Below are 16376 nucleotides of genomic sequence, written 5' to 3'. Positions count from 1 at the left end.
AAGGCACCGGGCGTGTTTTGGAAAAGCCCACCCGGTGCCTTTTAGGCAAGCTTGGTTCGTTTAATCGCTCAGAATAGACACGTTATCCGCCTGCAGGCCCTTGTCGGCTTCAACCACATTGAAGCGAACCAGCTGGCCCTGGCGCAGAACGCGGCGGCCGCGGCCACGGATGGCGCGGAAGTGTACGAAGATTTCATCGCCACCGTCACGCACGATAAAGCCGAAGCCTTTCTTGACGTTGAACCATTTCACGGTGCCTTCTTCGTCGCCCTCGGGGGAGCCGTCGTCGAAATCGTCTTCTTCAACGTTATTCTGGGGTTTCGCCGGCTTGGAGCGCGGGGCCTTGTTGCTTTTACGGGCAGCCGGAGCGCTGGCTTGTTGCTTGGCGGAAAGCGCAATGGCGATAAAGCCTGCAATGGCAAAAATAACGAAGGCCATGAGGTAAGCGGCTACACCACCGGTACTGCCGAGCGCCTCCAGAACACCGCCATCTGACAGAATTCTGAGTGGTTGCGGGGTGCTGGTGAGCAGCAGGGCGAGGATAAAGGGTGCCGGAATTGCGATCAGAACGGAAACAAGGATCGCTTTGGCTGGATTACGCATTGGCTGAATATTCTCCATGGGTTGACGCTAACGATAAAAAGCCGGACATCGGGTAACATGGCATGTCTGGCCGTAAAAGGCGGCATGATACCAGATTACAGAAAGGGCTGACCAAACCTGATGAGCGAAAACACGCTGGAAAACCGAATTGCCGAACTGGAAATGCGCCTGGCGTTCCAGGATGACGTGATCAACACCCTGAGCGAGCAGGTGGCGAAGCAGGAACTGGACATTCGCGAGCTGTGGGATGCCAAGCAGATGCTGCACAAGCAGCTGAAGGATATTTCCCCTTCCAACATCAAAAAAGAGGAAGAGGAAACGCCACCTCCGCATTATTAAAATTTGCCACGAAATCCACGAAATTCAAAAACAATAAGTGTTTTTTAGTGTTCTTTCGTGGATTTCGTGGCAAAAAATCACCCCAGCAAATCCACCAGAATCCGCTCGTAAATCTCTGAAAGCGTATCCAGATCGTCCGCTTTCACGCATTCGTCGATCTTGTGAATGGTGGCGTTCAGCGGGCCGAGTTCCACCACTTGGGCGCCGGTGGGGGCAATGAAACGGCCATCGGAGGTGCCGCCGGAGGTGGACAGTTCGGTTTCACGGCCGGTAACGGTGCGAATCGCCTCCTGGCTGGCGGTGACCAGCGCGCCCTTGTCGGTCAGGAAGGGGCGGCCACTCAGGTGCCACTGCAGGTCGTACTTCAGCTTGTGGCGGTCAAGGATGGCCACCACGCGCTCTTCCAGGCTTTCGGCACTGTTTTCCGTGCAGTAACGGAAGTTGAAGTGCACCAGGCATTCGCCGGGGATGACGTTGCTGCCAGTGCCGGATTGGATTTTGGTGATCTGGAAGGTGGTTGGCGGGAAGAAGTCGTTGCCGTTGTCCCAGAATTCGTTGGCCAGGGCATCGAGGGCCGGGGCAACCGCATGCACCGGGTTTTCCGCCAGGTGCGGGTAGGCCACGTGGCCCTGAATCCCGTGCACGGTCAGGTAACCATGCAGGGAGCCGCGCCGGCCGTTCTTGATGACATCGCCCACTTCATGGGTACTGGAAGGCTCGCCAATCAGGCACCAGTCGATCTTCTCGTTGCGGGCCTCCAGGGTTTCCACCACTTTCACCGTGCCGTCTTTGGCCGGGCCCTCTTCGTCGCTGGTGATCAGCAGGGCGATGGAGCCCCGGTGATTCGGGCAGTTGGCCACGAAGCGTTCGCAGGCGGTGATGAATGCCGCCAGGCTGCCTTTCATGTCTGCTGCGCCACGGCCGTACAGGTAGCCGTCTTTGATTACCGGGTCGAACGGTGCGTGTGCCCAGTTCTGTTCCGGGCCGGTTGGCACCACGTCGGTATGGCCGGCAAAGGCCAGCACCGGGCCGTCGGTGCCCTTGCGCGCCCAGAGGTTGTCCACCTCCCCAAACCGCAGGTTCTCGCCGGTGAAGCCCAGGGGCGCCAGCCGGGACATCATCAGCTCCTGGCAGCCAGCATCGTCCGGCGTGACTGAGCGGCGGCTAATGAGGTCTTTGGCGAGTTTTAGTGTGGGAGATAGAGACATGGGGTGGCCTTTAGATACACAACTTAAAAGAAGTTTTGCCACGGAATCCACGGAAGAACACGGAAAAATAAAAGACAAAGACTGTTTCGCCACGAAACCCACGAAAGAACACTAAAAAATGATTAAAGATAATAACTTGTCGTTTTTTTAATTTCGTGTTCTTTCGTGGATTTAGTGGCTAAAAAAATCTTTTCATCTTTTCTTTCCGTGTTCTTCCGTGGATTCCGTGGCTAATCAATATCATTTCGCCGTTCCCTGGCGAAATCACGCCTTAGTTATTGGCGTGCAATTCTTCGTTCAGTTCGATGGCGGTTTTGTTGGTTTTGCATTCCACCGCGCCGGTCTGGCTGTTGCGACGGAACAGCAGGTCGCTCTTGTTGGCCAGGTCGCGGGCCTTAACCAGCTCTACCAGTTCGTTGTTGTCGTCCAGCAGGGCGATTTTGGCGCCGGAGGTGATGTACAGGCCGGCTTCCACGGTGCAGCGGTCGCCCAGCGGGATGCCGATGCCGGCGTTGGCACCGATCAGGCAGTTTTCACCCACGGAGATGATGATGTTGCCGCCGCCAGACAGGGTGCCCATGGTGGAACAGCCACCGCCCAGGTCAGAACCTTTGCCGATCATGACGCCGGCGGAGATGCGGCCTTCGATCATGCTGGTGCCTTCGGTGCCGGCATTGAAGTTGATGAAGCCTTCGTGCATCACGGTGGTGCCTTCGCCTACGTAGGCGCCAAGGCGAACACGGGCGGTGTCGGCAATGCGCACGCCAGCCGGTACCACGTAGTCGGTCATCTGCGGGAATTTATCGACGGATTTCACTTCCAGTACGCGGCCTTCCATGCGGGCCTGCAGCTGGCGGTCCGGCAGTTCGTTCAGGTCCACGGCGCCTTCGTTGGTCCAGGCCAGGTTTGGCAGCAGGGCGAAGATGCCGTCGAGTTTGACACCATGAGGTTTGACCAGTCGGTGGGAAATCAGGTGCAGCTTCAGGTACACCTCCGGCGTGCTGGAGGCGGTGTCGTCGGTGGCCAGCATGGTCACGACGACCGGGCGTTTGCTGTCGGCGGCTTTTTCGGCCAGTTTGGCCTGGTCGGTCTGGCCGATCTGGCGCAGGGCGTCGGCCAGCTTGGTTAACTGCTCGGCGGTGACGCTGATGGCCTGGTTGCCACCCTGGTAGCCCAGTGTGCTTTCCACAACGTCTCTCAGGTCGTTGGCCGGGGTCAGGATGGGCTGCTGGTAGAACACCTCAAGCCATTCGCCTTGTTTGTTCTGGGTGCCGATGCCGATGCCGAATGCAAAGCTCATCTGAATGTGCTCCTTTTAACGAAAATAAAGAAAGTTTTGCCACGGAATCCACGGAAGAACACGGAAAAATGAAAAGACAAAGACAGTTTTGCCACGAAACCCACGAAAGAACACTAAAAAAACATTAAAGACAAAAGCTTATCGTTTTTGAATTTCGTGTTCTTTCGTGGATTTAGTGGCTAAAAAATCTTTTCTTTCCGTGTTCTTCCGTGGATTCCGTGGCCGAAAATTAATCAGTCAGCCCACGCAGCCCACTGGTCTGCGTTAAAGCCCACGGTAACCTTGTCGCCCCGTTCAACCACTGGGCGTTTGATGATGGAGGGGTTCTCCAGCATGAGCTCGTGGGCGCTTTGGGCGGCAATGGTATCACGAACCTCTTGCGGAAGTTTCCGCCAGGTGGTGCCGCGTTTGTTGATCAGCGCTTCCCAGCCCACGGCCTGTTCCCACTCGCTTAGCTTGTCGCTGGTGAGGCCGTCTTTTTTGAAGTCGTGGAAGTCATGGCTGATGCCGTTTTCATCCAGCCACTTGCGGGCCTTCTTCACGGTGTCGCAGTTTTTGATGCCGTATAGCTTCATGATTCAAAATCCTTAACAAACTCCACAATTCGCCGTGCAGCCTCCACGCACTCCTCCAGCGGCGCCACCAGCGCCATCCGCACCCGGTTTTCCCCAGGATTATGGCCATCCACGGTGCGGGACAGGTAGCGGCCGGGCAGTACGTGTACGTTCTGTCGGGCGGACAGTTCGCGGGCGAAGGTTTCGTCGCTCATGGGTGTTTCCGGCCAGAGGTAGAAGCCGGCGTCCGGGTAGTCCACGTTCATGACTTCACGCAGGATCGGCACCACCGCTTCGAATTTCTCCCGGTAGGCGGCGCGGTTTTCCCGCACGTGGTCTTCGTCGTTCCAGGCGGCGATGCTGGCTAGCTGGTTCTGAACGGGCATGGCGCAGCCGTGGTAGGTGCGGTATTTGAGGTACCCGGCCAGCACGTCCGCGTCGCCGGCCACGAAGCCCGAGCGCAGGCCCGGCAGGTTGCTGCGCTTGGACAGGCTGTGGAACACGATGCAGCGTTTGAAATCGTGCCGGCCGATGGCCGCGCAGGTTTGCAGCAGTCCTTCGGGCGGGTTGGCTTCGTCCGGGTAGAGTTCGGAGTAGCACTCGTCCGAGGCGATCACGAAATCGTGTTTGTCCGCCAGTTCTATCACTCTGGCCAGGGTTTCCCTCGGCATCACCGCCCCGCTGGGGTTACCCGGCGAGCACAGGAACAGCAACTGGCAATCGGCCCAGACGTTATCCGGCACCGCGTCGAAGTCCGGGATAAAGCCGTTGCTGGCATCACACGGCAGGTAGACCGGGTTGGCGCCGGCCAGGAAGGCTGCGCCCTCGTAGATCTGGTAAAACGGGTTGGGGCTGACGACGGTGGCCGGTTGGCTGCTGTCGATCAGTGACTGCACCAGGGAAAAGATACCCTCCCGGGTGCCGTTCACAGGCACCACGTGGCGAGCCGGGTCCAGGGTGCCTTCGGCCAGGTCAAAGCGGCGGGTGGCCCAGCCGGCAATGGCACAACGCAGTTCGTCGGTGCCCTTGGTGGTCGGGTAATTGGCCAGCTTGTCCAGGTTGTCGGCGATCACCTGTTTCACGAACCCCGGTGATGGGTGCTTGGGTTCGCCAATGCCCAGCGAGATAGGTGCCAGGTGGTCCGGCACGGAGATGCCGGCCTTCAGTTTGGCGAGTTTCTCAAACGGGTAGGGGTGCAATCGGTCAAGATTCGGGTTCATTGAATGTCGTCCAGCATTTTCGTGAGGTCCTGTTGCAGGGCCTGGCAGGTGTCGGCATCCCGCAGGGGCGCCCCGTGTTCATCGGTAATAAAGAAAACGTCTTCCACGCGTTCGCCCAGCGTGGCGATTTTGGCGTTGGTCAGCCGTACCCGGTGTTCCAGCAGCACCTGGCCGATGCGTGCCAGCAGACCTGGTCGGTCTGGTGTGATGACTTCCATCACCGTGCGCTGGTTGATGGTGTCGTTCGACAGGGTCACCTCGGTGGGGAAGGCAAAGTGTTTGAGCTGCCGGGGCGTGCGCCGGTGGATGATGTCTGGATAGTCTTCGGGGTTGTCCAGTTCCTCCACCAGCCGGCGGCGCACACGCTCCTTGCGGGCCGGGTCCACCCCCAGCGGCTGGCCTTGTTCGTCCAGCACCACGTAGGAACTGATCGAATAGGGGCCGTCGTCGCTGGAATTGATCCGGGCATCGACGATGTTCAGGTTCAGTTGCTCCAGCACCGCCGTGGTGGCGGCAAACAGGGCGACGCGGTTTTTCACGTAGATGATGATCTGTGAATAGCCGTCGGTGGGGCCGCCACGGGTGTCCCGGATCAGCACCAGTGGGTCCGGATCGTCGCCGTGGCTGACGATGGCGGCCGTTTGCCAGGCGATATCGACGGTGGAGTCCTGCAGGAAGTAGTCTTCGTCGACGGTGTTCCACACCCGGTCAATGTCTTCGTCACTGATGTTCTGTTTGTGCAGGATTTCCCGGGCTTCTTCCCGGGTGGCGCGAATCCAGTCCTGCCGGGTCAGTGGGTTGTCGGTGCCCCGGCGCAGCGCTCGTTTGGCTTCCACATACAGCTGGCGCAGCAGCGTGGCGCGCCAGGTATTCCAGAGTTTGGGGTTGGTGGCGCTGATGTCGCATACGGTCAGGATGTACAGGTAATCCAGGTGCGCCTGGCTGGGCATGGCCCGGGCGAAGCCCTGGATGATGTCCGGGTCCGAAATGTCCTTGCGCTGGGCGGTCATGGACATCAGCAGGTGGTTCTCCACCAGCCAGGACACCAGTTGGGTGTCCCGCTCGCTCAGGTGGTGGCGCCGGCAGAAAGCTTCGGCGTCAATCGCGCCCAGTTCGGAATGGTCGCCGCCCCGGCCCTTGGCCACATCGTGGTACAGGCCGGCAATGTACAGGGTTTCGAGCTTGGGCAGACGGTTGATCAGTTTCAGTGCGAGCGGGTAGTCATCGCTTTCGGCTTCACCGTTGGCCAGCTGCGACATGTTGCGGATCACCCGCATGGTGTGGGTGTCCACGGTAAAGATATGGAACAGGTCGTGCTGCATCTGGCCGATAATCTGACCGAACTCCGGCAAATAGCGACCCAGTACACTGTATTTCTTCATGGCGGACAGGGTTTTGTCCAGTGCGTGCGGGGTGCGCAGCAGCTCCATGAACAGAGTGGTCACTGCCAGGTCCGAGCGGAAGGCGTCGTCAATCAGGTGCCGGTGTGCCCGCATGGAGCGGATGGTGGTGGCGCGTATGCCTTTGATTTCCGGGTGCTGGGCCATCAGCACGAAGATTTCCATGATGGCGTAGGGTGCGTAGGCAAACACCTGGTTGTTGACCGCCTCTATGTAGCGGTTACGAATCTGGAAGCGGTTGTTCAGGGGACGTATCTCGTCTTCGCCGTCGCCGGTCAGGATGGCTTCGTCGTAATACTGCAGGATGACATCGGCCAGTTCGGCCAGGGCCAGAACGGTGCGGTAGTACTGCTGCATCATCAGCTCCACGCCCAGGCGTTTGCCTTCGTCGTGGTAACCGAGCATTTCTGCCAGGGTGCGCTGGTAGTCGAACAGCAGTCGGTTTTCGTTGCGGTCGGCTACCAGTTGCAGGCCGTAGCGCAGACGCCATAAAAAAGTTTCGCCCCGGTACAGGATCTCGTGTTCTTCGCTGGTCAGAATGCTGAAGCGGGTAAGGTCGGCGATGTTCTGCAGGCCGAAATGGCGTTTGGTAATCCAGCCAATGGTCTGGATATCACGCAGGGCGCCGGGGGAGCCTTTGACGTTGGGCTCCAGGTTGTACTCGGTATGCCCGTATTTTTTGTGGCGGCGTTTTTGTTCCGCCCGCTTGGCCAGGAAATACTGGCGGTCTGTGCTGACGTCGTCGGAGTAGACTTTGTCGCTGAGCTCTGCCCGCAAGGCATCCGGGCCGGCAATGGTGCGGGTTTCCAGCAGGTTGGTCAGGATGGTGATGTCTTCGCGGGCCGCGGCGATGGACTCGTCCATGCTGCGCACACTGTGGCCAATGTCCAGCTTCAGGTCCCAGAGCAGGGTAACGAAGGCGCTCAGGTCTTCCTGCCAGCCGGCCTCGATGCCGTGACGGGTAAGGATCAGCAGGTCGATATCGGAATGCGGGTGCAGCTCTCCCCGCCCGTATCCGCCGACGGCTACCAGGGCAATGTCCGGGGAGCGGGCAAAGGGGTAACGGTTCCAGACCAGCTCCAGCACCCGGTCAACGGTATTGGCCCGGGCGTGTACCAGGGCCCGTACGTCCGCACCCTGGCGAAAGGCCTCGGCATCGGCCTCGTAACTTTCACGGAGCAATTGCCGGGCCGCACCCACCGGCGAGATGTCATGGCTGATGCGGGTTTCCAGCTCGCTCCGGGCCACTTAAATCGTCTCTTCCGGGCGTTTGGTCAGCACTTCACAGCCGTCAGCGGTGACCAGCAGCGTGTGTTCCCACTGCGCGGAAAGCTTGTGATCCTTGGTGACCGCAGTCCAGCCGTCGGCGAGCACCTTGGTTTGGTACTTGCCCTGGTTGATCATCGGCTCAATGGTGAAGGTCATTCCCTCTTTCAACTCAAAGCCGGTGCCCGGCGTACCGTAGTGCATCACCTGTGGCTCTTCGTGGAACACCTTGCCGATGCCGTGGCCACAGAAATCCCGGACCACGGAGTAACGGTGCTTTTCGGCGTGCTTCTGGATGGCGTAGCCGATATCCCCCAGGCGGGCGCCGGGTTTAACCAGTTCAATGCCTTTATACAGGCACTCCTGGGTAATGCGCACCAGGCGCTCAGTGCCGGGCTTGGGTTTACCGACAATCCACATTTTACTGGTGTCGCCGTGGTAGCCATCTTTGATCACGGTCACATCAATGTTGATGATGTCGCCGTCTTTCAGCACTTTCTTGTCGGTGGGGATGCCGTGGCATACCACGTGGTTGACCGAGGTGCAGATGGATTTCGGGAAGCCCTTGTAGTTCAGTGGCGCCGGAATGGCCTTCTGCTCATTGACGATGTAGTCGTGGGCCAGGCGGTCCAGTTCTTCGGTGGTCACGCCGGGTTTGACGTGCTCGTCCAGCATCTGGAGCACCTCGGCCGCCAGGCGACCGGCGACGCGCATTTTCTCGATTTCTTCGGGAGTCTTGATTGTTACAGACATCGGGCTTCCTGTTGATTTGCATCAAACCTCCATTTTAAGGGCCGGAGCGCGCCGGTACAAGGAAGCGCTCTTGAAGTACATAGGCAAAAATAATGGCGTTTGAAGGGTGCTTTGTGGTATAAACGCGCCGCCGGAAACGAATCCGGCAAATTCACACACGTGTCAGCACGTTGTCCCAGGGTGCCGGGCTTGCCAGAAACGCAGATGCGGGGCGGGCGAACGGTTGGGGCAATCGGACGCGTGGAGGTCTAACCCGAAGCTAAAAAGGTAACTATCATGGCTCAGGTAAATATGCGTGACCTGCTGAAAGCAGGTGCTCACTTTGGTCACCAGACTCGCTACTGGAACCCGAAAATGTCCAAGTACATTTTCGGCGCCCGCAACAAGATTCATATCATCAACCTGGAACAGACCGTTCCGGCCATGCAGGAAGCTCTGAACGTGATTCAGGGTCTGGCCGAGAACAAGAACAAGATTCTGTTCGTAGGCACCAAGCGCTCCGCTGCCAAGATCATCAAGGAAGAAGCGCTGCGCGCTGGCCAGCCGTACGTCAACCATCGCTGGTTGGGCGGTATGCTGACCAACTACAAGACCATTCGTCAGTCCATCCGTCGCTACCGTGATCTGGAAACCCAGAGCAAAGACGGTACTTTCGACAAGCTGACCAAGAAAGAAGCCCTGGATCGTACCCGTGAAATGGAGCGCCTGGAGCGTTCTATCGGTGGTATCAAGGATATGGGCGGTCTGCCGGACGCCATGTTCGTGATCGACGTGGACCACGAGCGCATCGCCATCAAGGAAGCCAACAAGCTGGGCATTCCGGTTATCGGCGTTGTTGATACCAACAGCGATCCGGACGGCGTTGATTACGTGATTCCGGGCAACGATGACGCTATTCGCGCCATCCAGATTTATGTGAAGGCTGCCGCTGATGCCTGCATCGAAGCCAGCCAGGCCGCTGGTGCCGGCGCTGATGAGTTTGTGGAAGTCAGCGAAGACGCCGAAGGCGCTGCTCCCGCTGCCGAATAAGGCCGGGCCTGCAACAGATGAGTGAAGCGCGCCGGCCGGGTTGCCGGCGCGCCTTCCTTCCCCGAATACCGAACTGTTAAGAGGATTGAACATGGCTGCAATTACCGCTGCAATGGTCAAAGAGCTGCGTGAGCGCACTGGCCTTGGCATGATGGAGTGCAAAAAAGCACTGGTTGAAGCTGACGGCAGTGTTGACGCGGCAATCGAAGAGCTGCGCAAGTCTTCCGGTCTGAAAGCCGCCAAGAAGGCTGGCCGTACCGCCGCTGAAGGTGTGTCTCTGGTCAAGATCTCCGACGACAACACCGTGGGCTACATTCTGGAAGTGAATTCCGAAACCGATTTCGTGGCCCGTGATGAAAACCTCATCAACTTCGCCAACGAAGTGCTGGACGTTGCTTTCGAGAAGGGCGAGACCGACGTGGCCAAGCTGATGGACAGCGATCTGGAAGCCAAGCGTGAAGCGCTGGTTCAGAAGATCGGCGAGAACATCACCGTGCGTCGCATCGTGAAAGTTGAAGGTCCGGTGGTCGGCGGCTACGTTCACAGCAACAACAAGATTGCCTGTGTCGTTGCCATCTCTGCTGGTGATCCGGAAGTGGCCCGTGACGTGGCCATGCACGCTGCCGCGGTAAACCCGCGTGTTGGCAAGCCGGAAGACATGCCGCAGGAAGAGCTGAAGAAAGAAGAAGAAGTGATCAAGGCCCAGCCGGATATGGAAGGCAAGCCTGCTGAAATCGTCGAGAAGATGATGGGCGGCCGTATCAAGAAGTTCCTGAAGGAAAACAGCCTGGTTGAGCAGCCGTTCGTTAAGAACCCGGACCAGACTGTGGGCGAACTGATCAAGTCTGTTGGCGGTGAGCTGGTTGGCTTCGTTCGTCTGGAAGTTGGCGAAGGCATCGAGAAAGAAGAAGTGGATTTCGCTGCCGAGGTAGCTGCGGCTGCCGGTACTGGCAAAGCCTGATCCCGCTTTAAAGGCGCCATCACCTGGTGGTGCCACCCGAGTCTGCCACGTCAGCCGGTTACCGGCTTTCGTGGCGGGCTTGTATCTGAGATACCCCTTTTTTGTCTGAGGAGTATGTCAGATACAAGCCTGCAAAGGTTTTGACGCCGGATAGCTAACAGACAAAAGGGGATCTTCATGCCGACATCTTCGAAAAACCAGCCCAGATACAAGCGTGTTCTGCTAAAGCTCAGTGGCGAAGCCCTGGTCGGGGAGCACGAATTCGGTATTGATCCCAAGGTTCTTGATCGCATGGCCCTGGAAATCGGTGCGCTCATTGGCATTGGTGTACAGGTTGCACTGGTGATTGGCGGTGGCAACCTGTTCCGGGGTGCAGCGCTGAACGCCGCTGGTCTGGACCGGGTAACCGGCGATCACATGGGTATGCTGGCGACCGTGATGAACGGCCTGGCCATGCGTGATGCCCTTGAGCGCTCCAACATTCGTACCCGCGTGATGTCTGCCATCCCCATGAGCGGTATTGTTGAGCACTACGACCGCCGCCGCGCCGTACGTGATCTGAAAGAAGGCGACGTGGTTATCTTCAGCGCCGGTACCGGCAACCCGTTCTTCACCACCGATTCTGCCGCTTGCCTTCGAGGTATTGAAATCGAGGCCGATGCGGTGCTCAAGGCGACCAAGGTTGATGGCGTATACTCCGCTGATCCGAATCTGGACCCGACGGCGGTCAAGTACGATTATTTGACCTATGACGAGGTGCTGGACAAAAAGCTGGGCGTCATGGATTTGACCGCCATCTGCCTGGCCCGGGACCATGGCATGCCGTTGCGCGTGTTCGATATGAACCGCCCGGGCGTGCTGACCCGCATTGTGACCGGCGAAAAAGAAGGCACATTGATCGAATAACTTTATCGAGGACGCTGACGTGATTGAAGACATCAAGAAAGACGCGGAAAAGAAAATGCAGAAAGGCCTGGACTCTTTGCACCACGCCTTCAACAAGATTCGCACCGGCCGCGCCCACCCGGCTATTCTGGACAGTGTGATGGTCAGTTACTACGGTCAGCCCACGCCGCTTAAACAGGTGGCCGGCATTACCGTGGAAGACAACCGCACCCTGGCTGTTGCACCCTGGGAAAAGAACCTGGTGCCTACCATTGAGAAGGCCATCATGAGCTCGGATCTGGGGCTGAATCCGGCCACCAACGGTGACATCATCCGTGTTCCCATGCCGATGCTGACCGAGGACACCCGCCGGGAAATGGTCAAACAGGCGAAAGCGGATGCCGAGCATGCGCGGGTTTCCATCCGTAATGCCCGCCGCGATGCCAACAGCATGGTCAAGGATCTGCTGAAGGAGAAGGAGATCACCGAAGACGAAGAGCGTCAGGCGGAAGACCAGATCCAGAAGCTGACCGACAAGCACATCGCCGAAGTCGACAAGCTTCTGAAAGCCAAGGAAGAGGACCTGATGGCGGTGTAACCCGCCATTGCGGCTGACCGGTGCAACCCCACGGCAGGTAAAGGCCTGCCGCGCCGAGGATTGAATGACAGAACCAGTAAGCGCAGACATTCCGCTGGAAGCGGGCAAGATTCCGAGGCACGTGGCCATTATCATGGATGGCAATAACCGCTGGGCTAAGGAGCACGGTCTGACCGGCGTGGCCGGTCACAAAGCCGGGGTGGATGCCGTTAAAGCGGTGGTGGAGACCTGCGCCCGGGAAGGCGTCGAGGTGTTGACGCTGTTTGCCTTTTCCAGCGAGAACTGGCGCCGGCCCAAAGACGAAGTCTCGGCCCTGATGCGTCTGTTCCTGTTCGCTCTGGAGCGGGAGGTGCGCAAGCTGCATCGAAACAATATCCGCCTGCGCATGATCGGGGACCGCTCTGCGTTCAGTCAGGCCATCCAGAAGCACATGCAGAAGGCCGAGGAACTGACGGCTGATAATACCGGCCTGACCCTGGTCATTGCCGCCAATTACGGCGGCCGCTGGGATCTGACCCAGGCAAACCAGCGGCTGGCGGAAAAAGTGGCGGCCGGTGAATTGCAGCCTGCTGACATCACCGAAGAGCTGATCCAGCAGCACCTGAGCATTGGCGACCTTCCCATGCCTGACTTGCTGGTTCGCACCGCCGGTGAGCAGCGCATCAGTAATTTCCTGCTCTGGCACCTTGCCTATACCGAGTTCTATTTCCCCGGTGTGTTCTGGCCAGACTTCAAGGCGGAGCAAATGCGTGAGGCCCTGACGGTCTACGCCGGTCGTAAGCGTCGTTTTGGCCAGACGGACGACCAGATTGCTGCCCGCTCCACAAAAAAATAACGCGATAAAGCGACCAATGCCGTGCTGAAAACCCGAATTATCACCGCGCTTGTTCTTGCCCCCATTGCCATTGGCGGCATTTTCTTTTTGCCGCCACTGGGATTTGCCCTGTTCACTGGCGCGATTATTACCCTGGGGGCCTGGGAATGGGCCAATATGTCAGGTATTGAGGGGCAGCCGGGACGTGTCCTGTATGCGCTGGCATTTGCCGGCCTGCTGTTCGCCCTGCGTCAGGCACCGGCGACAGAAGTCTTGTGGTTGTCAGTGCTCTGGTGGTTGGTATGTTTTACCCTGGTGTGTCGCTATCCGGCCGGCTCCGGAGCCTGGGGGGCGGTGCCGGTCCGGGCGCTGATGGGTGTGTTTGTGCTGGTGCCTGCCTGGGTCGGACTGAATCATTTGCGCACCGGTACACTGCAGTTTGGGGAGGTGAGCAACAGCCTGCTGGCCATTCTCTACATCTTCTTCGTGGTTTGGGTGGCCGATATCGGCGCCTATTTTGCCGGCCGGGCGTTTGGTAAAGCCAAACTCGCTCCCCGGGTCAGCCCGGGTAAGTCCTGGGCCGGGGTGTGGGGTGGTCTGGTCGCCGTTCTGGTGCTTGCTGTTGCAGCCAGCGCCCTGGCCTCGGCCAGTGTATTCGAAGCCCTGCTGCTGATGCTGGCCAGTGTGGTAACCGGTTTTGTGTCCGTACTCGGTGATCTGCTTGAAAGCATGATGAAACGTTTTCGCGGTATTAAAGACAGCAGTCAATTGCTGCCTGGCCATGGTGGCATTATGGATCGGGTGGACAGCCTGACGGCGGCCATACCGGTCTTTGCCCTGCTGCTGACGCTGCTGGGTTGGTTGGTGGCAGGTTCATGATGGTCGGTCGTCGTCACTTGACGGTTCTGGGAGCGACCGGCTCAATTGGCCTGAGTACGCTGGATGTGGTTCGCCGCCACCCGGATCGGTTTTCTGTGTACGCGCTCACGGCAGGCACGAAGGCCAGCGAGCTGGCAGCGCTTTGCCGGGAATTTGCGCCGGCCTATGCGGTGATGGCCGATGAAAAGGCCGCTGCCGAACTGCAAGCTCTGCTTGCGGACTTTCCGGCCACACAGGTGCTTGCCGGAGAATCAGGCCTGGTACAAGTGGCCTCGGACGAGGCCTGCAGCACCGTGATGGCCGCCATTGTTGGTGCGGCCGGCCTTGTGCCCACCCTGGCCGCCGTGCGAGCCGGCAAGCGGGTGTTGCTAGCCAACAAGGAAGCGCTGGTGATGTCCGGACAGTTGTTCATGGATGCGGTGGCGGAATCCGGTGCCGAACTGCTGCCCATTGATTCCGAACACAACGCCATTTTCCAGTGCATGCCCGCCGACAAGGTCCGCGACCCCGCCGGCGCCGGCATTACCCGAATTCTGCTGACGGCGTCCGGCGGTCCGTTCCGTGAACTGGCGGCGGATAAACTGCGGGACGTGACGCCGGCCCAGGCCTGCGCCCACCCCAACTGGTCCATGGGCCGGAAAATCTCGGTGGATTCCGCCACCTTGATGAACAAGGGCCTTGAGCTGATTGAAGCATGCTGGCTGTTCAATACCACGCCTGCCTCGGTCGAGGTTCATGTTCATCCCGAAAGCATTATTCACTCCATGGTGGAATACGCCGACGGGTCCGTACTTGCCCAAATGGGCAGCCCGGACATGCGCACCCCGATTGCCAATGGCCTGGCATGGCCCGAACGCATTGACGCCGGCGTGGCACCACTGGACCTGTTTGCCATTGGCCGCTTCCATTTCGAGCGCCCGGACCTTGCGCGCTTTCCCTGTCTCCGGCTGGCAGCCGAGGCGTTTGCGGCCGGCGGAACCGCTCCGGCGGTGCTGAATGCGGCGAATGAAATGGCGGTTGCGGCATTTCTCGATGGTGGGCTGTGCTTTGCCGATATCCCCGTTATCATAGAGAAAACCCTGTTGTCGGTAGCAGTCGCTCCGGCGGACAGTTTCGATACGATTTTTGCCAAGGATTCAGAGGCCCGGGACGTTGCCCGGGCACTGTTGTCTTCTTGCTGACCGAGCCGAGGCGTTAAACCGACCCTGTATGCAGCTGCTTCAAACCGTTCTGGCACTGGCCCTGACCTTGGGCATTCTGGTTACCCTGCACGAATTCGGGCACTTCTGGGTAGCTCGCCGGTTTGGCGTGAAAGTGCTGCGCTTCTCCGTTGGCTTTGGCAAACCCCTGTTTTCCTGGTATGACCGCCACGGCACCGAGTATGCGATAGCCGCGATTCCCCTGGGCGGTTACGTGAAAATGCTGGATGAGCGTGAAGGCCCGGTTCCCGACGAGCTCAGGGACCAGGCCTTTACCTCCAAGTCGCCTGGGCAGCGCATCGCCATCGCCGCCGCCGGGCCCGTGGCCAACTTTCTGTTTGCCATCGCCGCCTACTGGCTGCTGAGTGTGGTGGGGGTGACCTCTGTGGCACCTATTGTCGGCTCGGTAGAGCCGGACAGCGTGGCCGAGAGGGTAGGGCTGCGCGAGGGCATGGAGTTGCATGCCATTGATGGCCGCCAGGTGGACTCCTGGCGGGATGTCAGCATGCGCCTGCTGGAGCGCGCGGGCGAACAGGGGCGTGTTGAGCTTGAAGTCTCCCGGGACGGCAGTCACAGTTCGTTGGCCGGCAATCTTGGCGGCTGGCGGCTGAGCGATGATACGCCCGACCCCCTGACCGAGTTTGGCATTACGCCCTGGCGTCCGGATGTGCCGGCGGTACTGGGGCAGATTACCGACGATGGCCGCGCCAAAGCGGCTGGCCTGAAGGAAGGCGATCGGATCGTTGCGGTGAACAACGAGCCGGTACCGGACTGGTTTGCACTGGTTGAACACATTCGGGGCTCACCTGAAAAGACACTGGCGCTCACGGTTGAACGTAACGGTGAAACCCGTCAACTGACGATTCGTCCTGCGTCCAAAACCACCGAGCAGGGCGAGGAGATCGGTTTCGTGGGTGCCGGTGTGGCGGCTATTTCCTGGCCGGATGAAGCGCTGCGTGAAGTGCGCTATGGTCCGCTGCAGGCTGTTCCCAATGCCGTTTCCGAGACCTGGGCCGATACCCGGCTGACATTGGTCGCCATCCAGAAAATGGTGACTGGGCTGCTGTCCCCCACCAACCTGAGCGGGCCAATCACTATTGCCCGGGTGGCCGAGGCCAGCGTAAGCTCCGGTTTCGAGGATTTTATCAGCTTCCTTGCTTACCTGAGTGTGAGTCTTGGGGTGCTGAACCTGCTGCCGGTGCCGGTGCTGGACGGCGGCCATATTGTTTATTACACAATCGAAGCCATTCGCCGCAAGCCGTTATCCGAGCAGGCTCAGGCCCTTGGATTACGAATTGGTATGGCTTTGATACTGACTTTAATGGTGTTTGCTCTTTACAACGACCTGATGCGGTTGTGAGAATTGCG

General features: G+C 58.9%; 16 protein-coding genes. 9 read left to right on the top strand and 7 right to left on the bottom strand.

All coding sequences use genetic code 11. The features are described from left to right. Positions 1–60: 60 nt before the first annotated feature. Positions 61–603, bottom strand: a complete 543-nt coding sequence (locus tag BMZ63_RS15205) for a cold-shock protein (protein ID WP_091700319.1) — start codon at positions 601–603, stop codon at positions 61–63. 120 nt (positions 604–723) lie between these two features. Between BMZ63_RS15205 and BMZ63_RS00550 the strand changes: the two genes are divergently transcribed. Further along, positions 724–942, top strand: coding sequence for a SlyX family protein (locus BMZ63_RS00550; RefSeq protein ID WP_091700317.1), 219 nt, complete (start codon positions 724–726; stop codon positions 940–942). Between the two features lie 77 nt (positions 943–1019). Here the strand turns inward: BMZ63_RS00550 and dapE are convergent, their stop codons facing one another. The 6 genes from dapE to map form a co-directional block, all read right to left on the bottom strand. Continuing rightward, entirely contained in the window at positions 1020–2150 is a 1131-nt protein-coding gene (gene dapE, locus BMZ63_RS00545) for a succinyl-diaminopimelate desuccinylase (RefSeq protein WP_091700315.1), read from the bottom strand. Positions 2151–2421: 271 nt separating this feature from the next. Further along, the gene (dapD, locus tag BMZ63_RS00540) at positions 2422–3450 is read right to left on the bottom strand and encodes a 2,3,4,5-tetrahydropyridine-2,6-dicarboxylate N-succinyltransferase (RefSeq protein ID WP_091700313.1); all 1029 of its coding nucleotides are present in this window, start codon (positions 3448–3450) and stop codon (positions 2422–2424) included. 233 nt (positions 3451–3683) lie between these two features. Next, positions 3684–4025, bottom strand: coding sequence for an ArsC family reductase (locus tag BMZ63_RS00535; RefSeq protein ID WP_091700311.1), 342 nt, complete (start codon positions 4023–4025; stop codon positions 3684–3686). Next, positions 4022–5224, bottom strand: a complete 1203-nt coding sequence (dapC, locus tag BMZ63_RS00530; protein WP_091700309.1) for a succinyldiaminopimelate transaminase — start codon at positions 5222–5224, stop codon at positions 4022–4024. The genes BMZ63_RS00535 and dapC overlap by 4 nt, the downstream gene beginning before the upstream one ends. Next, on the bottom strand, positions 5221–7872 hold the full coding sequence (locus tag BMZ63_RS00525) for a [protein-PII] uridylyltransferase (protein ID WP_091700307.1): 2652 nt from the start codon (positions 7870–7872) through the stop codon (positions 5221–5223). Before BMZ63_RS00525 ends, dapC begins: the two co-directional genes overlap by 4 nt. Further along, positions 7873–8643, bottom strand: a complete 771-nt coding sequence (gene map, locus BMZ63_RS00520) for a type I methionyl aminopeptidase (protein ID WP_091700305.1) — start codon at positions 8641–8643, stop codon at positions 7873–7875. A gap of 276 nt (positions 8644–8919) precedes the next feature. On the opposite strand from map, the gene rpsB reads away from it, so the two are divergent. From rpsB to rseP, 8 genes are all read left to right on the top strand, one after another. Continuing rightward, positions 8920–9672, top strand: a complete 753-nt coding sequence (gene rpsB / locus BMZ63_RS00515) for a 30S ribosomal protein S2 (protein ID WP_091700303.1) — start codon at positions 8920–8922, stop codon at positions 9670–9672. A gap of 91 nt (positions 9673–9763) precedes the next feature. Next, positions 9764–10633: a translation elongation factor Ts gene (tsf, locus tag BMZ63_RS00510; RefSeq protein WP_091700301.1), complete on the top strand. Its 870-nt coding sequence runs from the start codon at positions 9764–9766 to the stop codon at positions 10631–10633. A 177-nt stretch (positions 10634–10810) separates the two neighbouring features. Beyond that, entirely contained in the window at positions 10811–11539 is a 729-nt protein-coding gene (pyrH, locus tag BMZ63_RS00505) for a UMP kinase (protein WP_091700299.1), read from the top strand. Positions 11540–11558: 19 nt separating this feature from the next. Further along, entirely contained in the window at positions 11559–12116 is a 558-nt protein-coding gene (gene frr, locus BMZ63_RS00500; protein ID WP_091700297.1) for a ribosome recycling factor, read from the top strand. A 64-nt stretch (positions 12117–12180) separates the two neighbouring features. Further along, positions 12181–12951 (top strand): undecaprenyl pyrophosphate synthase, encoded by a 771-nt coding sequence (locus BMZ63_RS00495; RefSeq protein ID WP_091700295.1) that lies wholly within the window; start codon positions 12181–12183, stop codon positions 12949–12951. A gap of 21 nt (positions 12952–12972) precedes the next feature. Continuing rightward, positions 12973–13809, top strand: coding sequence for a phosphatidate cytidylyltransferase (locus tag BMZ63_RS00490; RefSeq protein ID WP_091700293.1), 837 nt, complete (start codon positions 12973–12975; stop codon positions 13807–13809). Then, a complete protein-coding gene (ispC, locus tag BMZ63_RS00485; RefSeq protein WP_091700292.1) occupies positions 13809–14990 on the top strand; it encodes a 1-deoxy-D-xylulose-5-phosphate reductoisomerase in 1182 nt (393 codons plus the stop codon). The genes BMZ63_RS00490 and ispC overlap by 1 nt, the downstream gene beginning before the upstream one ends. Before the next feature lie 28 nt (positions 14991–15018). Then, positions 15019–16368 carry an RIP metalloprotease RseP gene (rseP, locus tag BMZ63_RS00480; protein ID WP_091700290.1) on the top strand — a complete coding sequence of 450 codons (1350 nt, stop codon included), beginning with the start codon at positions 15019–15021 and terminating at the stop codon, positions 16366–16368. Positions 16369–16376 lie beyond the last annotated feature (8 nt).

The sequence above is a fragment of the Marinobacter persicus genome (genome assembly GCF_900114155.1).
In the GTDB taxonomy this organism is placed as follows: domain Bacteria; phylum Pseudomonadota; class Gammaproteobacteria; order Pseudomonadales; family Oleiphilaceae; genus Marinobacter; species Marinobacter persicus.
This window is presented reverse-complemented; position numbering and strand designations above follow the sequence as displayed.